Origin of the sequence: Butyrivibrio fibrisolvens (assembly GCF_037113525.1) — a bacterium.
In the GTDB taxonomy this organism is placed as follows: domain Bacteria; phylum Bacillota; class Clostridia; order Lachnospirales; family Lachnospiraceae; genus Butyrivibrio; species Butyrivibrio fibrisolvens.
Genome location: NZ_CP146963.1, coordinates 1,006,137 through 1,030,126, shown reverse-complemented (window position 1 = coordinate 1,030,126; position 23,990 = coordinate 1,006,137). Strand labels below are relative to the sequence as shown.

Sequence of the window (23,990 nt, the reverse complement as noted above, 5' to 3'; positions counted from 1 at the left end):
TTATAACCTCATGTCGCGAGTGACTAATGGTTAGATATTGGCGGAGCTCGCAGCGCCAATAGTATTTTCTTAGTATATTTTTAATCTAAATAGTATTTACTCATCTGCGCTTCCGAATAATCTGTTAAAGAATACCGAGAAGGCCTGAACTATCAAAAGAAGTACTACAGATACTGCCGCAGCATAACCCATCTCGTATCTGATAAATCCATAGTCTTCTATGTGGTTTACGATAAGCTGAGCTCCATATCCTGGAGTAGGATTACCTGCAAGCATGGTGGATATAGTACCGTTCTGGAAGGCTCCAACTATCTGCATAACTGCTGCAAATAGCATCTGAGGCTTCATAGAAGGGATTGTCACATATATCATCTCCTGGAACCTATTCTTGACACCATCTATGGCTGCTGCCTCGTAGAGACTCTCATCTACATTCAAAAGACCTGCAAGAATTGACAGAAAGCCTATACCCATGCTGGACCAAAGGCCTATTATTATAACTATAGGAAGAAGGTACTGCGAGCTTGAAAGCCAGATGATAGGCTCATCTATAGCACCTATATCCATAAGCCATGAATTGATATAACCTGTCTGATCACCTGTGAACATGATCTTCCACAAAACAGCCATTGCTACACCTGTAGTCATACTGGGTGAATACAGTATCAGTGCAAATACTGTCCTTGGCCCTTTAGTCAGATTTGAAAGCGCCCATGCCAGAAGAAATGCAAGAGCATATCCTCCAAGGCCGACTATCAGAGCATATTTAACAGTGTTTGGAAGGACGTATTTCATAAATACATCATCAGCTGTTATCAGATTGATATAATTCAGAAAACCAACAACTTTAGGAGTCTGGATCGTATTAAAGTTTGTAAACGAAAGACCTATCGCTGTGACAACAGGTGCAAGTATGAAAATTATAAAAAGGATTGCATAAGGACCTGTAAACAGATAACCTGCTCTGTTTGAATGTGATCTGGCCCCTACCTTAGCTTTTGGCAAAAACATTTCTTTGTTTCCCCTTTTTCTGATAGAAATAACTACTTATCGCTCCATAATCTCTCTTACTTTTGAAATAGAAGGAGTTATGTACTCTTCAAGCACGTTGCCATCCGCATCTATATATCCGAATTCTTCAAGCTTCCTTCTAGTCTCTCTGTCAACAGATTTGACTGTTTCATCTATTTCAGATCTTACAGACTCACCGTTAACTACTACATCATTAAAAGCATTGGACAACTCTCGTTCCATCATGTAGCTTCCAAGAAGTCTTGGAGCTTCAAGGATATACTGAGCCTGCTCTAAGATCACATCCTTGTCATCTGTCGGATATGGAAGAAGCGTAAAAGCTTCAAGATTGGCTGTCGGCCAGATATACTCATCTCCGTATAGGATCTGGAGCCTTTGACCAAACTCTGCCTGAACCTGCGCGCTGGACCACCAATCCATAAACTCCCAGGCCTTTTGTTCTCTTTCCTCATCAGATGCAAACATAACTGTGCTCTCTGCTCCGCCCGACATATATCTGACAACTTCACCTGTGCTATCGTCAGTGATGCCTGGCACAAGAGCTATCTCCCATGAATTAGCTATCTCAGGAGCAGCATTCAATATAAGGTTGTAAGAGTTAAAGTCAGCTATACCAATTGGAAGGTCACCGTTTCTAAAATGCTGATAGAAATTAGGAACATCCACAGGAAGATCATATAAAGTGAAAAGCTCTGTAAGCTGTGTGAAGCCTTCAACCGATGTCTCAGAATCAAGCTCTATATCAAGAGCTGTATCTCCATATAGTGATCCGTCATTTTGGAATATAAGAGGAGTAGTTCCATGAAAGTTCCTCATAGCCAGCATCGCTGCTGTAGGATAATATACGTTAAGTCCTCTCATCTGAAGATCCGGCAGCATAGCTATAAGATCATCTATAGTATCAGGTGCCGAAAGTCCCAGTTTTTCCAAAACATCTGTTCTATAGAACATTACATAGAAATTCATAGTCTCCGGAAGGGAATAAAGTCCGTCTCCTACTACCGAAGGAACCAATAGACCGTCAGAATACCTTCCAAATACTTCCTTGTAATTATCAAACTGCGTCAGGTCTACCAAAGCTCCTCTTATAGCAAGATCAAAAGGTATCGAATAGTTGATACCTGTAGCTATATCCGGAGTATCACCTGATGCGTTGGACAAAATAAGCTTCTGCGCATCAGTCATGATGGAGAGATCGACTTCTATCCCTGTTGAAGCAGTGAACTCTTCATCTATCATCTTCTGCATGATCTCTACATACTGTCTGGGGCGGTTGACCCATACCTGTATATGAGACTCATCTGTATTACTTGCAGAGTAGCTCTGTCCAAAGAATGAATAGAAAAACCTCTCTGCACTCATCAAAAGTCCTTCAAAAAAGTTAAGGTCTGAAGGAAGCTTTGCATCATTTTGATATAGATATATCCTGTCTATCGCTATATCATTGTCATTCATTATGTCAACGAAGTTAGCTATCTGAGTATTTATGGAGTTGACGCTTGTAGACAGCTCATCTACCCTGTACACAAGCTCGTCAGGTTCATCTGCAAGACTCTGGAGCTGATCAGCTGCTATCAGAAGATATGAGAAAGCAGCAACATCTTCAGGGTCATCTGTCCCTACATAAACTGTAGCTTCAGAAGCGATAGCATTAAGATCATCAACCCAGCCCTGAAGCCTTGTCTGAAGATCAGGAATATATCTTGTAAGTTTAAGGTCACGATATTTGTCCTTGTTGGTACCTGCAACTTTGGTAACTTCAAGCGACAGATCGCTTATCTGTGACATGATCCTGTCAACTTCTTCGAGGGCGTATCTTATATTGTCTGCACTTATGGTAAGTGAAATGGTATGCTCACCCTCTTCAAGGTATACGCTAAGCGCATTACCGTCAGAATCTGTGAATGCTTTGGTGGTAAATTTCGTTGACTTAGTAAGCCAGTAAGACTGAAATGCTGTATTTGGAATCTCATCATCAATCCTGATATCAAGAAATACAGGAAAGTCATTTTTTTCAGACTGTCTGTAATTCATAGCAAGATTGTAATAACCGGCCTTATCTACGTTGAAACTGTATGTGATAGTCTGACCGGCTGTATTGAATGAATCCTCATCTACCAGATTGAGTACTTTCTGCTTAGCAGAAATAGGACTGATAGATGTATCAAATTCATAAGAAGAATGTATAGAAGAATCATTACGATAAGTAAAGTCTTCACCTTCTATAGTGATAAGGCCCTCGCCCTCTGCTGCCTTGGATCCTGTATATTCAGGAATCCTGACAGGTGCTTTTAAAGTAATATCTCCAAGGAGCATAGTGCCTTCCTTAACAGATATACCAAAAGTATGTTCACCTTTTGTAAGCTCTACAAGAAGTGGGCTTGAATATCTGTAACTGGAATCACCCAGCTCTTTGTGTTCCCATCTGACAAGCTTTTGAGGAAGTGCTACGATCTCATTGCCATAACGGTCGATGCTGGTAGTATCTTCTGATACCCAGGTAGTCTCAAGAATTATGCTCCTGGCCTCATAGAAAGGATAACTTCCATCAGCAGTAAACGCGATCTCAAGAGGCAGGATCGATTCATCATAAGACAGATAATCAAAACCTATCTCATAAAGTGCATCCTCAGGAACATCTACAGTTACTTCGATGTAATCAGAATGTGATACATCTGCGACGCTTCCATCTGTATAATCATGACTGTCAGTAGTAAGATATGAAGAATACTCTGTGCCAAGGACATCTTCCATCCTATAAACAATGTCTTCACCTTCATACTCAGATGACGTATAACCTTTACTTATAGTCGTATAATTAGTGGATAGACGCTCTATATCTTCATCTGTATCAGAAGATGCTTCACCGCCTTCCGATTCGCTACCCAGTTCTGCATCCTCAGCATCTGATACCATGGACGCAGCATCAGAAGCCTCCACTTCAGTAGCGTTTACAGATAAGGCATAAGTCTGCCCCATAAAAGATGTCAATACTACAAAAGCAGTTAAAAGACCCGATGTCTTTTTGATGTTGCTTTTAGAACTTCCCCTTAATAATGCCATTTTTTAACCTCATGTCGTGAGCAAATAAAGAACCGTTTTTACATTTTTCTAAAGTTTAGATTTTTATTAAATAATTCAGTTTTATAACTATATCAAGCTTACATCTCAGTTTTAGATTTTTCAATACAATTTCACTTTTATCTATATAGAAAACAAAGCCTTATTTTTGTGCAATTTTAGTGCTTGAAATCTATGGCTTTTTGTAATAAAAATCTAAGTTCATGTAAACAGGTCGATTTAGGAAGTATCCTCCCTTAAACCTGCTTACATGTGTTTTTTACTTTTTTAGCCTGATAATGTTTAATGACCAGGGTTTTAGAGATATATCAAGACAATCCCCATTAATGCTAAGATCATATGTCCTTGGAAGTATTGTCTCAGGTACATTCACATTAGGAACATCCTCCTGACCTTTATCAGCTTCCAGTACTATCACCTGTGCTTTGTGATACTTACAGATACTGCCATCTTCACAGGGACCGCTTCCTCCATGATCGAATGCTATATGCACGTCCCTAACTGTATCCGCAGGATTGACAAGCTTTAGATAGATATTCTCTGCATCTTTAGTTGCTGATGCAAATATATCCTTGTTATAACTTTCCAGCTTGTAGGCAATATCTCCAAGGACAGTGCCCACACCTTTACTGCCTGCTATCTCATATGAAGCCGTGATAGTTCTTCCATCATCGCCGCCATAGTTAACTCTTACGACCACTTCGCATCCGGCTCCTACTATCTCCATATGACAAGCTCTAAGATTGCCTGCATATGCACTTGATGAATAGTCCCCAAGAGTATATCCCTCTATGCCATCCTTGTAGACTTTGAGGCCTGTACCATTGCCTGCATCTCCTACGCAGTACTTCATAAGACTCATCCTCGTAGGATCAAAGTCTCCGGGAGCTGCTACAAGGCCGCATCCAACCTCTATTACAGCCATATCGTCAAGTTTTACTGCTCTTAATTCTATGCTGTAATCACTTAGATCCTCAGTATTTAAGCCAGTCTCAGCATCTGTAAAAACGAGATATTTAGTATCAGTACTTCCATCAAGTACAAGACCTTCGGGATATTCTTTGTGATAATAAACAGTTCCATCTATATTAGAAGTAACATTTATATTCAAAAACTTTACTCTTCCATTAGAAGCTGATATACAGAAACCTCCATGGGGCTTTAGTTCTGACATGTTACTTCCTGATAGCTTTTTTTCATCAAGTTTTAAAAGCTCTGTTCCAAGATTGGTCATGAAGAGTTTTTGCACAAAATATGTTGGAGTTCTATATACTCTCGTCTTGTCAAACCAGATGCAATCAGGAGTCCATCTATAAGTACCATCATTTGATATCTGATTGAAAAGGGGAGCCGTTGATGCCATCCTCACAACATCGCTGTTTCTCTCATATCCAACCATTGTAGCCGCTTCTGCTATGGCGCCCTTAAGGGTATTCTTATCAACAGATGCATACTCGCCTACAAAGACTTTGGGAGACTTTGCTTCATCTATAACCTTGTGCCCGTTTTCATCAAGTTTGTAGGCTCTTTGGTAATAGTTGTATCTGTCAATATTTTCAAGAAGGTACTCATTGGACCTGTAATAATGCTCATCGACGATGGTATCAAGGTAGTCGCCCTTATACTTGTACCAGTCAATCTTCTCTTCAAAAGACTTCTCACCATCTGTAAACATATATGAAGATACGCCCTTATGCCTGCCGCACAAAAACTGCCATCCTATCTTGTAGGCATCATCATCAGCCTGTGCTCCTGCAGTAGATACTATTGTCATGGGATATCCAGGATAATACTCATCCAGATGTTCTTTTATCTTATGGTAAAATATTTCGAAGTTAGCAAAAAACTCATCGCCCCAGTTCTCATTACCAACGCCAAGATAGTGAAGGCCAAATGGCTGTTCATGGCCCATCTTTTTCCTAATATCTGCCCATTTATTGTTTTCAAAGTCAGTACTTATAGCAAAATCAATAAGATCTGTAAAATTAGCTATATACTTATCTCTAAGCTTGCCACCTGCAGGATTTGCATAATCGCTTCTGGCCTGACACAAAACTCCGCAGGCCATAACAGGAAGTGGCTCAGCGCCTAAGTCTTCTGCCATCTGGAAATATTCCATATAACCAAGTCCCATGGTCATGTTGTAACCCCAGACATTGACATTCTCTTTTCTTATGGCAATATCTCCAATAGAATCCTTCCAATCATAGACATTGTCCCAGGTGTATGAGCCCTCTGATATACAACCTCCAGGGAATCTTATAAATGAAGGATGCATATCTGCAAGGCTCTTCATGATATCCCGTCTTAAGCGGTAATTGGGATTGCCATTAAAGTTATCATGAGCACTTACTGAGTCAGGCTCCGCTACTGCTCCCCATACATTCTCAGGGACAAGAGATACCATATCTACGCAACAGCCCTTGCTGATCCTTAATACAAGCTGTCCCATGAATGCGGGACTCTTCGATGTAGTATCAGCAATACCTTTATATGATATTTGTATCTTTCTGGTATATTTATCCCAAGTTCCTCCTGCCGGGATATCTATAATTGCAGCTGTAGATACATCTCTTCCCTTATCATCCTGAAGTACCACTTCTATAGCTGCACTATTCTCAGACTTGGCATATATAGAGAACTGATATATGCCTTTATCTTCAAATGCCATCGCATGCTCATGATTCTCGCTGCAATAGCCTCTGTTGATAATAGCGGCATCTTCTAAAGCCCTAATATAATGCGGATTATTATCATTGCTATATCCAAGGAAGCTGCTAACACCGCCTTTATCCAAAACTTCTATCTTATCAGTATCTCCAAACCAGTATTCAAGTGGTTTATAAGTTCTTCCACCTGACAGGCCGTTCTCAGTACTTGATGCATTATAGTTATTGAACGCAAAATTCTCAAAGCTTCTGTTCTGGACAAGTTCTGCATATATTCCACCATCTGCACTGTGATTGATATCTTCAAAAAACAGACCGAACAAGGTTCTGCTTATATCAAGCACCTTTTCATCTGTATGAACTACAAATTCATACGGAGCTGTACCTCTTGGAACAGCAACAGATCTAAAGCTTCTTGATATTCTCTCATTCCCTCTTGATAAAATAGCTGTAACATCAAGTCTTACAGGCTTATCTATAGACTTAAGATTTCCACAATCATCTATGATCCCTTGTGGCTTAATATCCCATCTTACTGATACCTTGTCCTGCATCAAAGATGGCTGGAGACTTATATGATCTGTTATCATATCTGCCGGTTTTTTCAAGAACTTATCTATTGCTATATCCAGAATCTTCTGGTCACTTAGCCTCTGGCACAGAAGATCTATAACCTCTTCCTGAGATAAGGACTTATTGTAGATCCTAAGATCAGATATGGCGCCTTCATAATATGGATCAACTTCAAATTGGGATCTTCCAATATAGTTATGATCAAACCTTCCTTCTGAAAGCATATCCATAAAACTTCTAAACTTCTTATAATTGCCACTTGATGTCTGACTTATGATTCCGTCTGCCGCAAGCTCACCATTAACATATAGCCTTGGGCCAGCACTTGAAGCTGTTCCGTTTTGTGTCGGAGTAATACTCATAACTACATGCGTCCACTCACCACTTGGTGCCTGTTTTCCTGCATCAGCAGGAAGATCAGAATCCGCATAGCATATGCCTCTAAGAGATCTGGTGAGAAACAGATACGGTCCCTTGTCGCTATGCCCGAAATCAAACACTCTCTCCCATCCGGCAGCCTTGCCACCAGGTTTTATCCATGCTGATATCGATAGACCTGTCATATCATCAGCCTTAGATAGAAGATCTTGTGGAAGTTCTAAATATGACGAGCCCTTCCCTTCTCCTCCTTGGAATACTGCTCCCATAAATCCGCATACCTTGCTAATATACGGTACATTATCCCCGCAAAGCTTTGCATGCTGACCATGTCCGGAAGCATCCTTGCCGGGATCATCCTCATCGTCAAATGGATACCAGGCTATCAGATTGCTATATTCTTCCTCTTTCATATGCTTATATATACCTTTGTCCATACTTTCTCCCATAAAGATCAGATTGTGTTGTCAAAAGAAAAAACAGGTGCTCCGTCATCACCCCACTTTATAGGCATCAGCATAGCGTGGCGATTGGGATTGTACAAAGGATCTCCCGTTATTTCAGATTCTGTGCGGGCATGATATACCATGATATCATTGCCATCTTCATCTACTGTGAATGAGTTATGACCAGGGCCGTATATCCCCCTTGATGCATCAGACTTAAGGACAGGATATCTGGACTTATCCCAGGATCTTGGATCCAGAAGGTCACTATCTTCATCAGCTGTAAGCATACCTATGCAGTAGGCTGTTCCTGTCTCACTTGATGAAAATGTCAGGAACAATCGTCCATTTCTCTTGATAACAGCAGGTCCCTCATCAACCCAGAATCCCACTCTCTCCCAGTCATAATCAGGTGTTGTCAAAAGCACCTGAACAGTCTTAAGTGTGTATGGATTCTCAAGCTGTGCTATATACAGATTCGATATCTGCTTGCCAACTCCAACCTTCTCAGCCCAGACATAGTACCAGCTTCCTTTGTTCTCAAAAACAGTTCCATCAAGGGAAAATGCCTTAAATGAGAACTCATCATCCTTGGCAGCTCTTGGTATACCTTTCTCTACCCACTTGTCATTAATAGGATCCGGCCCCTGACATTCAAGAACATAGGGACGAAGATGCCATTTATCCTCAGCATCGCCTGCTCCAAAGTAGATGTACCACTTGCCCATGACATAATGAAGTTCAGGTGCCCAAATATGATCACCCATAGGTCCGCTCTCATGCTTAGTCCAAATAGTAACTTCATCGGCGTCTTTTAGACCTTGCAATGTTCTCGATCTTCGGAGTGCAATCCTGTCATATGTAGGAATTGAAGCTGTGAAATAGTACCAACCATCATCTCCCTTGATCACATAAGGATCTGCCCTTTGAAGTATCCAGGGTTCATTAAATTTAAGTTCTGTCTCTTTCATGCTCATGCTCCTTACTATTACAATAGTTTTCGACTATTTTTGGGGTTGTGTAGATGATGCAGTATCACCAAAGGCATTACAGGGACGGGCAGTATATAGATCATTGCCATGCTGTTAATCGTTTCATAAATTCATGGCATGCTATCTGGAGTTTTCCATTCTAGGGTCCGAAACTCGCTTCGCTCAGACATGCGGACCCCGGGCAGAATGGAAATCTCCATCTATCATGCTCATGAATTTTATAAAACGATTAAAAAGCATGTCAATGATCTATATACTGCCCGTCCCTGTAATGTCTTTGGTGATACTGCATCGTCTAAGCGAATTGTACTTTTGGTCTCAAAGCTTTTGTGTCGTATAAATTACTTTACCATTTTCTAAATTATATTTGCCCAAACCGTTTTTGGCAAGCCAATTTTCATGAGTTTGCTCTAAAAATCACTCTATTTTTACATCTTTATCAATTATCACCAAATTACTTTAGCAAAAACTGTAACTATTTTATTCATGCATTTCAATTTAAAGCAAAAAAAGGCCAGCCATTTCACTATCTAGTGAAACGCTGACCTTCTTTGCCGGCAAAGGCAAAACTAAAAACCAAAGCTTACCACTTTTTTGGAGAGATACCAATCCGTCCAAGCGGTAAGCTTTATCTATTAAATATTATATTTAAAATTGGTAATAGCAATAATATCATTTTTCCGCGAGGCCTATATGTACCTCCGGAAGCTTCACGCCATCAAACGTTGATTTCTGCCGTGAGGCCGAGTTCTTCTTTGTTGGCGTCAAGGATAGGTGTAACTACCTCTGCAAGGAACTTCTCAACCTGATGAGCGCTGCAGCCCACGTACTTGGAAGGATCCATGGATTTCTGAAGATCCTCAAGTGACATATGGAATGCAGGATCGGCAGCGATAAGTTCAAGGAGGTTATTGTCCTTACCTTCAACTTTGACATTCTTGCCGGCTTCCATAGAAAGCTCTCTGATCCTCTCATGAAGCTCCTGGCGGTCTCCACCTGCCTTAACAGCATCCATCATGATATTCTCAGTAGCCATGAATGGAAGCTCAGACATAAGGCGCTTCTCAATAACCTTAGGATATACCACAAGGCCGTCTACAACGTTGAGACACAGATCCAGGATACCGTCTGTTGCAAGGAATCCTTCAGGAACTGAAAGTCTCTTATTGGCAGAATCGTCAAGTGTACGCTCGAACCACTGAGATACCTCTGTGATTGCAGGGTTAAGAGTATCTACCATGACATATCTTGCAAGAGAGCAGATACGCTCTGATCTCATAGGATTGCGCTTGTAAGCCATAGCTGATGATCCGATCTGGCTCTTCTCGAAAGGCTCTTCTACTTCCTTAAGATGCTGAAGAAGTCTTATATCCTGTGCCATCTTAGTAGCAGACTCAGCGATACCTGCAAGGACATTCACAACCTTGACATCAATCTTACGTGTATAGGTCTGACCTGAAACTGATACCCACTTATCAAATCCCATCTTCTCAGCGATCATGGGATCAAGCTTATCAACTTTAGAAAGGTCTCCTTCAAAAAGTTCGAGGAAAGATGCCTGTGTACCTGTAGTACCTTTGCATCCAAGGAGTCTCATATTATCGAGAACATAATCAAGATCTTCAAGATCATATGTAAAGTCCTGAAGCCACAGACAAGCTCTCTTACCTACTGTAGTAGGCTGTGCAGGCTGGAAATGTGTGAATCCAAGTGTAGGAAGGCTCTTATATTCATCAGCGAACTTAGACAGTTCTGCAATCACATTAACAAGCTTCTTACGAACAAGCTTTAAGCCTTCTGTCATTATGATAATGTCAGTGTTGTCACCAACGTAGCATGATGTAGCGCCAAGGTGGATTATAGGTTTAGCCTTAGGGCACTGAACACCAAAAGCATATACATGGCTCATAACATCATGACGAACTTCTTTCTCACGAGCCTTGGCAACATCATAATTGATGTCATCCACATGCTCTTTCATCTCATCTATCTGTTCCTGAGTAATACCAAGTCCCAGTTCCTTCTCTGTTTCTGCAAGTGCGATCCAGAGCCTTCTCCAGGTTCTGAACTTCTTATCCTGTGAAAAAATATACTGCATCTGAGGGCTTGCATAACGCTCAGATAATGGACTGGAATAACGATCCGTACTCATAACATCCTCCTGACCTTTGCTATAGATATACAAACTGATTCTATTTGGCATATGCATCAGACCAGTGCATTTTCTTTGTCACATCCTAATGCAATCGCCTTTACATTTATAGCAAATCTCAAAGAGATAATCAAGCATTTTTGAACAGTTGTTCAAATTTTATATTTTCTGAAGGCTTCCCACTTGTAAAATGTACACCGCCCATTGCGGATCAACTTGCAAGGGTAGTCAATAAAGCTTTTTCGTATCTTGAAGCTGTTATAATTCAAGGCATGATATCTAAATCTTTATATTCTGGGGTCCGAAACTCGCTTCGCTCAGACATGCGGACCCCAAGAAGAATATAAAGATTTATCTATCAAGCTCTTGAATTTAATAACAACTTCAAAATGATACGAAAAAGCTTTATTGACTACCCTTACAAGTTGATCCGCAATGGGCGGTGTACATTTTCCTACAGTTCCACTCCCTGGAATCTTGCTACCTGGTCAAGGATTTCGCTAGCATAGCGCGGATAGGTACGCGCCAGATCTTCTATCTCTTTCCTGGCTCCGCCTATGACCATCTCTCTGTTATAGTCCATACGTTTTCTAAGGGACTGTCGTTGAACGATAAGATTATGGCGCACCTCCACTTCCTCATTATGATTAATGAGTGCTTCCGGCTGATGTAGCCATATCTCAGGAGTTCTTACCTGAGCATTACGAAGCGCACGAAGAAGTTCCCTCTGGTCATCCGCAAGCTGTCTTTCAGCTTCTTCAAACTGGATCCTTTGCGCTCTTTCTTCATGATAGCGCTCTATCATAGACTGAAGCTGACTGCTTGATTCAACTCCATATTTAAGATACATATAATCAAGAAGATTTAAATTATTTACATACCTGACTTTTACAGTATTCTGAAGCTGTATAAGACGAGCCTTGGCAGCTCTTACCGCTTTTCTTTCCTGCATGCAGGAACCATGTCTCATGTATAACCCGACGATAGACAACGCAGAAACAAGAATTACCAGCATATATGCAAGTGCAACATCAAGCCTCATTACCATCTGAAGGCTTACAAGCACGATAAGAACAATAACAAGTGCCACTACCGTAAATATAGAAAGATTTCTATTAGTAACAAGTGCTTTATCTGCTTCCTGTTTCCTCACATCATAAGCCTGACGCTCATTATCAAGCCTTATAAGATCCTTTCTTATCTTCCTGTGATAATCTTCAGAATCCTTCATTTTCTTGATAATATCAGCTTCCTGACCCTGAAGTTTTTCAACACTCTCGTACTCCTTGTCAGTCATCTTGCCCTGACGCCTTAAATACTGCTGACGCTGTTCTTCATTCTCATAGATCTTTCTGGCATACTCATTGATCGTACTGCGCTCATCTTTTGGAAGCTCATTTAAAAGCTCCATATCATGAAGATAGCCGGTTACAGTCCTGTATTCATACTGAAGAGATTCTATCTGGCGGGTTCCCTCCTCCATCTGAGAAAGACAGTTTTGGACATAGCCCCTCCTTGAAGCGGCATCATCTATATTGACACCCTCCCTGGAATAAACTACCTTCTCCCAGTCTCCAACAGAATGCCTGTCACGGCGCATTCTCTCTCTTCCTGATTCTTCATCAGGATCTTTCTCTTCGTATTCGTATTCCTTAGAATCCTCTGAAAGCTCAAGTTCGTCATCATCTTTTTTAAAGCGAAATAAGTCCAACAATCCCATAGCTTCCCCATCCTTTCCAAAAGTAGAAAACTATAAAGAATCACTGATCCAAAGTCACAAGAAGTCATACTTTCAGCTACACATGTTCCTGTATTCTTCCTTCATACTATTAACGATCTCATTCATACCGTTTTTATAAGCAGTGTGATTACCTTCCGTTCTGTAAACAGAAAGAGTCGCAAGATGATGCTTATCATCTCCCGCATCATATATAAGCCCGGCATCGCTCATCTTCTTTTCAAGCTCCATAGAAAGAAGATATGCGTCTTTATTATCAGCCATATAATCGATATACTGCTTCTCTGTCATGCAGATCCTGACTGCATACATATATGACATCAGAGCACTCTTAGTATGAACAATGTCATATTCCTTTCTAAAGCACTCTGCCGCCTCCATGAAATAGAACTTCTTTGCAAAAATAACTCCCAGATTGTGATACACAATTGAAAGCTCCTGCAGTGCGCCCTCCGGAAGATTATCTTCCAGATACCTGTACTCTTCTTCAGCACTTGAAAGCTTACCCTGATCAAGAAACATACGGGCCTTGTTAAGCTTCTTATCGTACTGATCCATATGAGAGCTTTGCTCAAGAAGATTTCTGACTTCACTGATCTCTTTTTCCGTGTTATAACCCACATATCCAAGAATTGTCATAACAATCTCAGAAAGACCCGCTCCACCACTTTTCAAATTTGAAAGCATATCTGAAAGCGGCTGAAGGTGAAGCCTGTCCCTTATCCATACGATAAGGTCATCATCAAAATCCTCATCCTCCAAAATGAAAGCATTCATCGTGATGATATAGCACAATTCCTCAATGGTATACAGTTCTGTATCAAAGTGCTTCATGTAATACGGTGTATCTGATCTTGCACCGACACACATTTTGACATTGCTCATAAAAACTCCATCAAACAATATTTTCTATCTCTATATTTCTCTTGCACGAAACATCAAGGCTCCACGTAGTGCCACTTGATGGGAATATCTCTCCAAATCCCTGATCTTCAACATACACAGTAAGCACTTCTTCAGACTTCATCCTCAGATCGATCTTAAGCCTTGTTGTTCTCTCAGGGCGCTGCGGCATATCCTTAAGCTCCAAAAGTTCCTCATGCTGCGTCCCCTCAATTACCGAAGTCATGATAAGCTTAAGCCAGGGCTCTTTATCCAGGATCACACTTATTGATGCAGCCGCATCGTACCATGATATGCCTGCATCAAGGAGCGCATGATATACCTCCTTGCCCGACTTATCAACCACCATCCCAACATTGTAAAAAAGCTTGTCTTTTCTAAGGAACACATAATCTGAAGCAAAGTCGCTCGGACTTATCTTCTCTCTTGCAGCTATACTTGCACCTTTGGAAAAAAGATTATTCCCCAGAAATACCCTTCTGCCTGTACAAAGGAACTTAAGGCTCTTGTTCATCCACTGTGACCTGAATCCGTTACCAAGAAGATAAACTGAATTAACAACCATATTCTCCATCTGATGACGCAGAAGGAAAGAAAGCTGTTCATCCATCATATCGATCTTCTCCTGCGAAGCCGGAAGCTCCGGATCAGCAAGCGCCAGATCGTCATAATAAGAAGTATCAACACATGCCACTATAGGACTAAGCCCTCTGTTAAACCTAAGAAGATAGACATACATCCTGCCAAAATCATAGTTCAGAGCTATGGCACTCTGCCTCTTAAGATCATCCGGCTGATACAGCATATAGTAATAGAAACTTTCTTCATAGCTTTGGTAAAAAACGCTGCAGCCATCAAGGCCAAGCTTATCAACTACCATGGACAGAACTTCTATCATCTTGTCATCAAGGTCTCTTGCTGTAAAAACGATGGATTTTACAAGTTCCATCGACATTTCCATTGATAAAAGAGACAGACTTCTTTTTATAAAAAGAGCAAGAAGAGCCACAGGACTGTACTCAGCCCCATCCACCATGACAACAGCTCCGTTCCTCGCCTTTTCGACAAGACCGCTTATCTCGATATCTCCCTTTTCCTTGATCCTCGCAGAAGCTTCTTTGCCGTAGTACCAATTAGAAGTCCCCTTTTCTTTGGAAAGAACAGTAGGGATATTATAAAGCTCTGCTCCCGCAAGGACAGACAGAGTCTGCGGCATATCGCAATCCGATGACAGATAGGAAATCTGGCAAAAGGAATCCGAGAGATCATATCCAAGTACATAGCTTTTAGATTTTTTGGTGTCAAATATCATACCGGCTTAAAAAACTCCTCCACAAGGAATTTATTCCTATAATAATCTGAAACGAGCTTGAACTGGGCTTTATCATCGCTTAGGGCCTCAGACATCATCACATCATTGATAAGGCCATATATACCCTTTCTTGAACCTTCAGAAAAACTTTCATCCGCGATCGAAAGGATACCGCTTTCTGTCAGCTTTTGAGGTTTAATGTGACCATTTTCATCAAGTCTTTGCTCTGGTTCTTCCGTAATATAGTACTGAAGCTGCTCGCCGTAGAACAGAATAAATGACGCATCATATATTCCGTCATACATCTCCTTAAGATCTCGAACCTGGTATTCGCCTGAATCCTCGCCACCTGCCTCTGTTATGAGCATATAATGAACTCTGCATCTGATATGAGGTCTTGTATGATATTCAAGGATCATCCTGTCTGCAAATGTGTGCATCACAGATGAAAGGCTAGTATAGTTCTTAAAGAACTCAAAATACAGATCCTTTGACATAAGCGTTTTCAAAAATGCCTTGCAGATCTCATTATTTCTGGAAACACCCGTCTCTTTTTGTTCTGTACCAAAGCTCTTTGCTGCAATTTCTCTATCCATAGGATCAGCGTATGCGAAGAACTTAAGATAAGCCATCATAGCAACCAGCGGAAGCAAGGCTCCATTTTTATAAAGTGTTTCTATACGGCTGTAGATATAAGGTTCCGTCACCTTATCCCTTACCATGTAATCATAGGAACACTGCGCAATATAAGCCATCTCCAGATCAAGATATGTTCCCGTTCTTACATAGTTCCTGTAAATGTCAACGTGATCTCCAAGATAAGAACCCGTATACAGCATCTGAACAAGGATTCTTTCAATAAGATCTCTGTTCTCCATGCCATAGGATTCGGAAGCCTTGAACAGATCTCTCATCTCCCTGATCGTGCCCTGAAAACTATTGCACAGGAAAAGAAGTGTAGGCTCATCATACTTACCTAAGTGGAATGCATACCACGCGATCTCGGTAAGTACTATATCTCCATAATCCTTCTGTGCATCAAAAGCTCTTCCGCACAGACGCATTATTATCTTAGGATCAATATTGTAGCAGCCATAGCGCCTCAGCCACTTAACAGCCTTATCATACATACCTGTAAGAACCATAAGCTCAAGCATCTCACCACGCTGCCTCTGTGTAAGCTTCTCGGGCTCGATGATATTAAGGTATTCTGATAACTGCCTCATAAAATCATTCTCATAATAAAATCTTATGAGATCAGATCTGATCTCATAATAAAATCTTATGAGATCAGATCTGATCTGGGCACGAACATCTTCTCTTATAACATCAGAATCTGCCAGATCTCTGTATCTTGAGACATTTTCAAGTGTTATGGTATATGCACTTCTACCAAGCTCGCACAAAAACTGATCAAGGTTCTCTGTACCGCTCTGAATATACGGAGTTGTAAGAGAAATAAGATCTCTTGGATTCATCAGCTTGGTAATACTATAAGGAGCAGAAGCCGCATGACGGTCACCATTGGCATCAGCAAGAAGTATGGTATATTCACTTCCGTATAAGGGAAGATTGCATACTTTGCCTACAACATCATAGTGCATCTGGCTTCTACACTTATCATATATAACGATGACTTCTTTTATATCAGGATCTTCAACAACAATCCTGCATGTATAAAGAAGTGAAAGGAACTTCTGCGCATTCTGGGCATCGATCATCTGCGCTGTGACCACATGCTCATAGAGCCAGCCAAGCGCAGGGCTTATATGCTTTTTCTCAATCTCAGCAACAAGGAACTTTTCTATCTGGAACCTGTAGGATTCATAAAGTTCCGGATAGTCATCCATATGCTCGTATATATACCTGTAAAGAACAGCATTCTTAGTCCATGGAAGATTACTCTGATATGAAAAATACATCAGAACAACCCTTGGAATGTCATCAATAGCCTTTCCATCCTCATCTTCAGGAAGAGACATCATATAGTATTCGTATAGTCTTGTCAGACGAAGCTGCTTGGCGGCACCTTTTTTGTACCATGTATAGCTTTCCTTATCGCATCTTTCACCTTTCATAAGAAGAGAACAAAGAGAAAGAAGTGCCTCGTCACTTTCCTGACTTTCGTAGCTTGCTTTAAGTATCTTGTAAAGACGCTTATCGTAATTCCTTACATTGCCGGCAAGATATGTAACCTGCTCCATTACAGGGATTGTCAGTATTCCCTGATCTGCTGCAAACTCAAGCACAGATATAGTGAAATCATCTATTCGTAAAAAGAGCTCCGGCTTATTCTTAAGTATCGTAAATGCATCCATATATACGATCGGAGAATTGCATCCACGCTCATACTGCCCCTGAAGAAGCAGCCACTTATTCTGCGGATTAAGTGAATACTCATCAGAAACATAGCCAAGTATCCATGCAATACGCCAGTTATCAGGATGCCTTTTGAAAACCTCTTCGATCAGCTCTGTAGCCTTCTGGATATCAGACTCCTCTCTGCTGATAAGAGTCTGCAGATACAGATAATAACAGTAGGTCTGCTGACCATACTCTGTTCCAAGACGTGCAAGCCTGTCTATTTCAGGCATGATCTGTTCAAGAATATACTGTCCCTGTCCAAGTCTTCCTGCAGTGATCAAGAAATGAGCCCCATAAAGCTTAAACTCGATATCATCAGGATCTTCAGTGAACATACGGCTGATGAGCTTACCCGTATCAGCCATCCACTGCCTTGAAGATACTCTTCTTCCTCTGAACGCAAGATATGATCTTAACAGCTCATGTGTAAGACGCTTTTTCCTGATATAGCTTTTATGTTTTTCCTCATCATAATCAACAGTAGATACAGTAACAGGGATTTCGATATGTGTATACTCATTGTATATTTTTATACACCCATAGTTGTTTCCGCTGTGAAGGAGCTGTGGATCTATCCTAAAATGAAGATATGCCTTACTTCCAAGGAAATCATCATCAGTCAGATAGTTCTTTTCTCCGGAAAGATAATCTCCTTCATAATCCACCTTAAGGTGAGCATATCCCCAGCCACCCTTGGTCAGAATTATGCTTCTGTCTACGATCTCCTTAGGTGCCTCTTCTTCAAAGCTCTTAACATCACACTCTATAGTTACAGGGTGCTTCTTATTGATAGCCACAAGAAATTCGTCCATGTTGTGCTGAGACATATTTTCCTTGGCAAGTCCCCTGTAAAGGCTCTCATACTGGGCATCATTGCCCTTAAATATATAATGGAACTGATTAGAATAAAAAAGATGAAGCGCTTCATCCCATGATGATCTTGCGAGATTAGTAAAATGGAAAAGATTTCTAATATCTCCAAGACTGGAAGAAATTTTGGGCTGCTCAACTGTCACGCTAAAAGGAAGCATGTACTCCCCACGATTAGAGATGATCCTAAAATGCCCCTTAATAACATCTCCTCCGGAAAGGCCCTCACCACGAAAACGATAAGATACTTCGCTTTTTTCTCCCGAAAAAGAATCTGTCAGAACCTCCATTCGGATCTCAGTAGAAGAAACTGTTCCCTCTGACATCTTCTCGGAAGGTCCTGAAATGGTGAAGGATCCTTCTATCACTTCACCCTCTTGTATGTTAAGTTCGAGATGCGGAAAAGAAAATGAAAGCTCCCCTCTGTCATACTCGAACTGTCCTTTTAAAATCCGGTCAATACAATCTCTCAAGAATCCTGCCCCCGACTACGCATTTAATATTATTATGATACCACAAAAATCCCCGAAATACACATCTGTACGTATTTCGGGGATAATTCATTTAGTATATGTTTTTAATCTTCTTTGCCTTCTGTAAGAAGTACCATGATATCGTTTGAACGATTGATGAACTTGGTCATGTCCTCACCTGAAAGCGGTGCATTCTGAATTCTTGCAAGGTCATAAAGCTGTTCGCAGATCATCTTGTTGTTCTTAGCATCTTCATGCTCCATAACATACTTAACAAGCGCATGATTAGCATTAAGTACAAGAGTCTGACCTTCCTTGGACATATCAGGCATGCTGCCCATTCCGTTAAGCGCATACATCTTCATCATATCCTGCATACGACGGCTTTCTTCAGAAACTGTAAGGATTGCAGATACCTTCTTATCCTTGATCTTCTGGATCTTAACTGTAAGGGTATTGTTATCAACTGCCTTACGCATCTTGTCCTGAAGTTTAGTAGCTGCTTCCTCAAGCTCTTTTTCTGCCTTCTTGGAAGTCTTTGCTGTAAATGTATCTGTAAGATCAGCATCGATTCTCTGGAACTTGATATTCTCATTCTTCTGCTCGATTGACTGCATGAAAGGAGTATCAATGTTTGCATTAAGAATGAATGCTGTCATCTTATGAGCCTTGAACATGTTGATGTACTGGCTCTGCTGCTGTTCATCAGTTACGTAGTAGATAGTACGTGGCTCTTTGTTTTCAGCATCTTTGTCTGCATCTTCAGATTTCTTTTCCTCAGAAACAGTGTTGCCATTTTCATCAACAACATCAACGTCTACCTTGTTGCCATTCTCATCTGCAGCTTCTTCCTTTGCAGCCTCTTCTTCAGCTTCCTTGTTGATCTGAAGAGCTTCAGGAAGAGTTAAGTACTTGCCATCAAGATCCTTGAAGAGGATGAAATCATTGATCTTCTCAGCAAACTTGGCATCCTTAAGATAACCATATTTAATGAAAGGAGCTATATCATCCCAATACTTATCGTAGTTTTCTTTATCTGTCTTGCAAAGACCTGAAAGCTTGTCAGCAACCTTCTTAGAAATATAATCTGAGATCTTCTTAACGAATCCATCATTCTGAAGAGCTGATCTTGAAACGTTAAGAGGAAGATCAGGACAATCAATGACACCCTTAAGAAGCATCAGATAATCCGGAATTACTTCCTTGATGTTATCAGCGATAAATACCTGGTTGTTATAAAGCTTTATAACACCTTCAATGGATTCGAACTCCATGTTGATCTTAGGGAAGTAAAGAATACCCTTTAAGTTGAAAGGATAATCCATATTCAGGTGTATCCAGAACAAAGGCTCCTTGTAATCATTGAATGTCTTTCTATAGAACTCAAGATACTCGTCCTTAGTACAGTCATTAGGAGTCTTGGTCCAAAGAGGATGTATATCGTTAAGAAGCTGTGGACGACGGCGGATCTTGAATTTCTTCTCTTCAGGAGCGTTACCCTCATCCTTCTTATCCTCAGAAGCCTTAGCTTCTTCCTTAACTTCTTCGATAACAACATCGCTATCAAGCTTCTCTGACTCTTTAACGATCTCAGTACGATCTTCATCTACCTTTGAAAGATAGATCTCATACGGCATGAATGAGCAGTACTTCTGGATTACTTCTCTAGCCTTATACTCGTTACAGAACTCAAGACAATCATCTGAAAGGTGGAGAGTTATTGTTGTTCCTACGCCTTCCTTGCTGCCATCAGACATCTCGAACTCAGATGAGCCATCGCATGTCCAATGAACAGGTGTGCTTCCCTCTTTGTATGAAAGAGTATCAATATCAACTCTCTCAGATACCATAAATGTTGAATAGAAACCAAGACCGAAGTGACCGATGATCTGATCATCAGAAGCCTTATCCTTGTACTTTTCAAGGAATGCTGTTGCTCCTGAAAATGCAACCTGGTTGATGTACTCTTCTACTTCATCAGCCGTCATACCGATACCATTATCGGTAATTGTAACTGTCTTTTCTTTATCATTAAGAACAACATCTACTCTGGGTTTGAATCCTTTAGGGAGTTCGAAATCTCCCATTGCATCCATCTTTCTGACCTTAGTGATAGCGTCACAAGCATTGGAGATTACTTCACGATAAAAGATATCATGGTCTGAATACAACCATTTCTTGATGATCGGGAACATGTTCTCCGAATTAATACTTAAATTACCCTTTCTTCCTGCCATTCCTGGTGCCTCCTGAAAAAATATAGTGGCTCAAACTTCGGCTGAGTTGTGTGGAGGGAAGGTTGTGCCGGGCAGATGCTCCTGATATAATCCTCGATCTACCTTGCCTCTCGTCGTAGGGGCTTGACTCGTTCGCATTAAGGTTATGGGAACGGGGAGTTGTAGTACGATTCTACATACGATGCCCCTGGACACTCCTCGTACGGATAACGATCGAGGATTATATCAGGAGCATCTGCCCAAACTACGATATCGCCTCCACAATAAAGATTATAGAAGTTTGAGTTGATGTTTTTGCTAAATGTGACTTGAGCGAAATACTGAAATTTGCTCACTTAGTAATATTAATTCTCGGGTGACTAAAAGTCAATAAAAAATTAGCACTCAGTCATCGTGAGTGCTAATAAGTGTTATCAAATGCAGTATTTATACGAGATTTAGTAGTTCTTAAACTTTTATAAACTACTTACGAACATTATTATTTATCAATAAATGAAATCATAGGATGTTGTTAGTATCTGTTTGGAAGATCAGATAACTAATACAAAATATTATTCTTGTAATCTAACTATTTATGAAGATGTTTTATGTCTTAACCTGCCTATTACCTTCCATGGATAAATTACAAACTCAGGATATACCAGCTTTTCGAATATCCAGGCGGTGAGTATTGAACCAAGTGTTCCTGCGAGGAAGCCAAGGATTATGTGGATATGAATATTTCTGATCTTGAGCACGATCAGAAGTGTTCTGACACTTGCTGCGTATATCGTATGTAACAGATATACAGGAAAAGTATATTTAGATAGAAGTGTGATAGCTTTACTTTCAAATCCTGCAGCTTCGATAAACTTAAACAACATGCAAAGTCCAAGGCAGGCCATGGTTCCAAGGAAGATCGTCCATCCTGTGAAGGTTGCTCTGTATCCGTTTGAATATAGAGCACAGGCTAATCCTGTAAACAGGATAATAAGAACAAGAGATAATAATAGTATTCTCTTTTTAGGTGCAAGGTCAGCAAATCCAAGGCTTTGCATGGTCATGCCAAGTACAAACCAGAAGCCGTACTGGGCCATGGAATAGGGAACAAAGCATACTACAAATTTGGCTGAGAAAATATATAATACGGAGAATACTACAAGTATTACTGCTAGTATCTTTGGATTTTTTACGTTAGGAATAAAAAGGAACAAAAAGAACAGAGTGTATAAATACCAGTACTGAGCCAGTGCAGGCGATGCAAGAAGAAAGGTATAAAGGTGCCCTGTTCTGATATTTACAAGATCTACAAAGCTGCTCTTTAAAAGCCATGTTATAAGTGAAAAAACAAAGTATGGAACGCCCAAAGCAACGAGCTTATAGCCTATATTAGAAAGCCAGTCCTTAAAAGAACCGGCTTTTTGACTGCGTTCGTAGAGATAACCGCTGCAAAGGAAAAACAATTGTACATGAAAAAGGTATATAAACCATATAAAAAAGGCGTAGTTAAAAGTTCTATCAGCGCTAAGCACAAGTATCCCGGTGCGCTTAAGTCCCTGAAGCAAATGGCCCACAAGGATCAATGTACATGCCAGAACTTTTATGCAATCTACCCAGGTTTCCCTCTTACCCATGTCACCTAATCCTCAAAATACTTATTGTATATATCAAAAAAATCTTTGGTCGTAACTTCCGGATCATCACAGAGTGTGATACTGTCCCAAAGCTGACTGTTGATCTCTCTGGTAAGACCCTTGGCAAACTCATCATACTCTTCTGCAAAGGCCTGACTTCTGCGTTCCTCTGCAATTCGAACTTTATTGAGTTCTGTTTCTTCTTTGTCAAAGGTTGTAACACACTTTATGAGCATGTAACCATCTTCTGTTTCTATTATATCTGAAATCTGGTCTGTTGACAGATTAAAAGCAACCGTCTCAAGATTTACATCAACTTCGCCTTTTCCAAAGGAAACAGTGCCTTCTTCAGCTTCATTGTAAGTCTCAACCATGCTTTCAAAAGATGCACCCTCATCAAGCTGTGCCTGAATTTCCTTCATTTTTGAGTAAACCTTGGCTTTACTATCTGTAGACATCTCGGTTCTGTTACCTGAATCATCCGTCTCGTAAGTCTTAAGAAGTATCTGCTGAACCGTAAGGGTTCTGGCTTCATCATCACTTACTTCAGGATTTATATCCCTGATAGTGTACTCATAAAGCTTACCTGCAAGTGCCTGTTCCTCATAAAGAGTCTGAATGGTATCGCAGGTCACATTGTCCATTGCTTTGATATCTGCTTCAGACAAAGATTCATAATACTCTTTTGCAGCATTCTGAGCAGCTTTTTTCTCAGAATCATCAAGCATTATGCCATTATGTTGTGCAAGAAGGACCATGGTCTTGATCTGGGCAAGGCGGGCAAGGCATGAAGTCTTAAGGCTCTCAGTAAGTCCCGGATCAGCGTCCCAGATACTGCCTCCAAGTGTACTCTGATATGAATTCTGAGTATTCACAAGGTATAGTTCAACCTCAGCAAGACTGCAGGAAATATCCTCGATACGAAAGACCTCATCCTCAGCAAAGCCTGTTGTAAGAACTACGCTGATACTGTCTTTGCCACCTTTAAAAGGATTGGCACACCCGCTTAAAGCAAGGCATGCCAATACACATATTACAACTGTATTTATTTTATTTTTGTGAGAAAAAAGCTTCTGCCAAAAAGTCATATTCTATAGTCTCAAATTAAATGATAGATTACTGCATTACCAGTTCTATGATTCAAATTCAAAAAATAT

General features: G+C 40.6%; 12 protein-coding genes. All 12 read right to left on the bottom strand.

Annotation, left to right across the window (positions count from 1 at the left end):
* Positions 1 to 96: 96 nt before the first annotated feature.
* The 12 genes from WAA20_RS04095 to WAA20_RS04040 all read right to left on the bottom strand — a co-directional run bounded on the left by WAA20_RS04095 (position 97) and on the right by WAA20_RS04040 (position 23,921).
* Positions 97 to 1,005, bottom strand: a complete 909-nt coding sequence (locus tag WAA20_RS04095; RefSeq protein WP_027206555.1) for an ABC transporter permease subunit — start codon at positions 1,003 to 1,005, stop codon at positions 97 to 99.
* 42 nt (positions 1,006 to 1,047) lie between these two features.
* A complete protein-coding gene (locus WAA20_RS04090; protein WP_242951162.1) occupies positions 1,048 to 4,095 on the bottom strand; it encodes an extracellular solute-binding protein in 3,048 nt (1,015 codons plus the stop codon).
* Between the two features lie 277 nt (positions 4,096 to 4,372).
* Complete coding sequence (locus WAA20_RS04085) at positions 4,373 to 8,170, bottom strand: alpha-L-arabinofuranosidase C-terminal domain-containing protein (RefSeq protein WP_167562690.1); 3,798 nt, start codon at positions 8,168 to 8,170, stop codon at positions 4,373 to 4,375.
* Between the two features lie 17 nt (positions 8,171 to 8,187).
* Positions 8,188 to 9,150, bottom strand: coding sequence for a family 43 glycosylhydrolase (locus WAA20_RS04080; protein ID WP_027206553.1), 963 nt, complete (start codon positions 9,148 to 9,150; stop codon positions 8,188 to 8,190).
* 739 nt (positions 9,151 to 9,889) lie between these two features.
* Positions 9,890 to 11,323: an adenylosuccinate lyase gene (gene purB, locus WAA20_RS04075; RefSeq protein ID WP_027216901.1), complete on the bottom strand. Its 1,434-nt coding sequence runs from the start codon at positions 11,321 to 11,323 to the stop codon at positions 9,890 to 9,892.
* A gap of 454 nt (positions 11,324 to 11,777) precedes the next feature.
* Complete coding sequence (locus WAA20_RS04070) at positions 11,778 to 13,043, bottom strand: hypothetical protein (RefSeq protein ID WP_073386721.1); 1,266 nt, start codon at positions 13,041 to 13,043, stop codon at positions 11,778 to 11,780.
* Between the two features lie 72 nt (positions 13,044 to 13,115).
* Positions 13,116 to 13,946, bottom strand: a complete 831-nt coding sequence (locus WAA20_RS04065; RefSeq protein WP_139263684.1) for a hypothetical protein — start codon at positions 13,944 to 13,946, stop codon at positions 13,116 to 13,118.
* A gap of 10 nt (positions 13,947 to 13,956) precedes the next feature.
* Complete coding sequence (locus tag WAA20_RS04060; RefSeq protein ID WP_073386717.1) at positions 13,957 to 15,276, bottom strand: DUF5716 family protein; 1,320 nt, start codon at positions 15,274 to 15,276, stop codon at positions 13,957 to 13,959.
* Positions 15,273 to 18,983, bottom strand: coding sequence for a DUF5717 family protein (locus WAA20_RS04055; protein WP_139263682.1), 3,711 nt, complete (start codon positions 18,981 to 18,983; stop codon positions 15,273 to 15,275). The genes WAA20_RS04060 and WAA20_RS04055 overlap by 4 nt, the downstream gene beginning before the upstream one ends.
* A gap of 104 nt (positions 18,984 to 19,087) precedes the next feature.
* On the bottom strand, positions 19,088 to 21,220 hold the full coding sequence (gene htpG, locus WAA20_RS04050) for a molecular chaperone HtpG (protein ID WP_073386714.1): 2,133 nt from the start codon (positions 21,218 to 21,220) through the stop codon (positions 19,088 to 19,090).
* Between the two features lie 572 nt (positions 21,221 to 21,792).
* Positions 21,793 to 22,833 carry an acyltransferase family protein gene (locus WAA20_RS04045; protein WP_073386713.1) on the bottom strand — a complete coding sequence of 347 codons (1,041 nt, stop codon included), beginning with the start codon at positions 22,831 to 22,833 and terminating at the stop codon, positions 21,793 to 21,795.
* Positions 22,834 to 22,838: 5 nt separating this feature from the next.
* Complete coding sequence (locus tag WAA20_RS04040) at positions 22,839 to 23,921, bottom strand: peptidylprolyl isomerase (RefSeq protein WP_073386711.1); 1,083 nt, start codon at positions 23,919 to 23,921, stop codon at positions 22,839 to 22,841.
* Positions 23,922 to 23,990 lie beyond the last annotated feature (69 nt).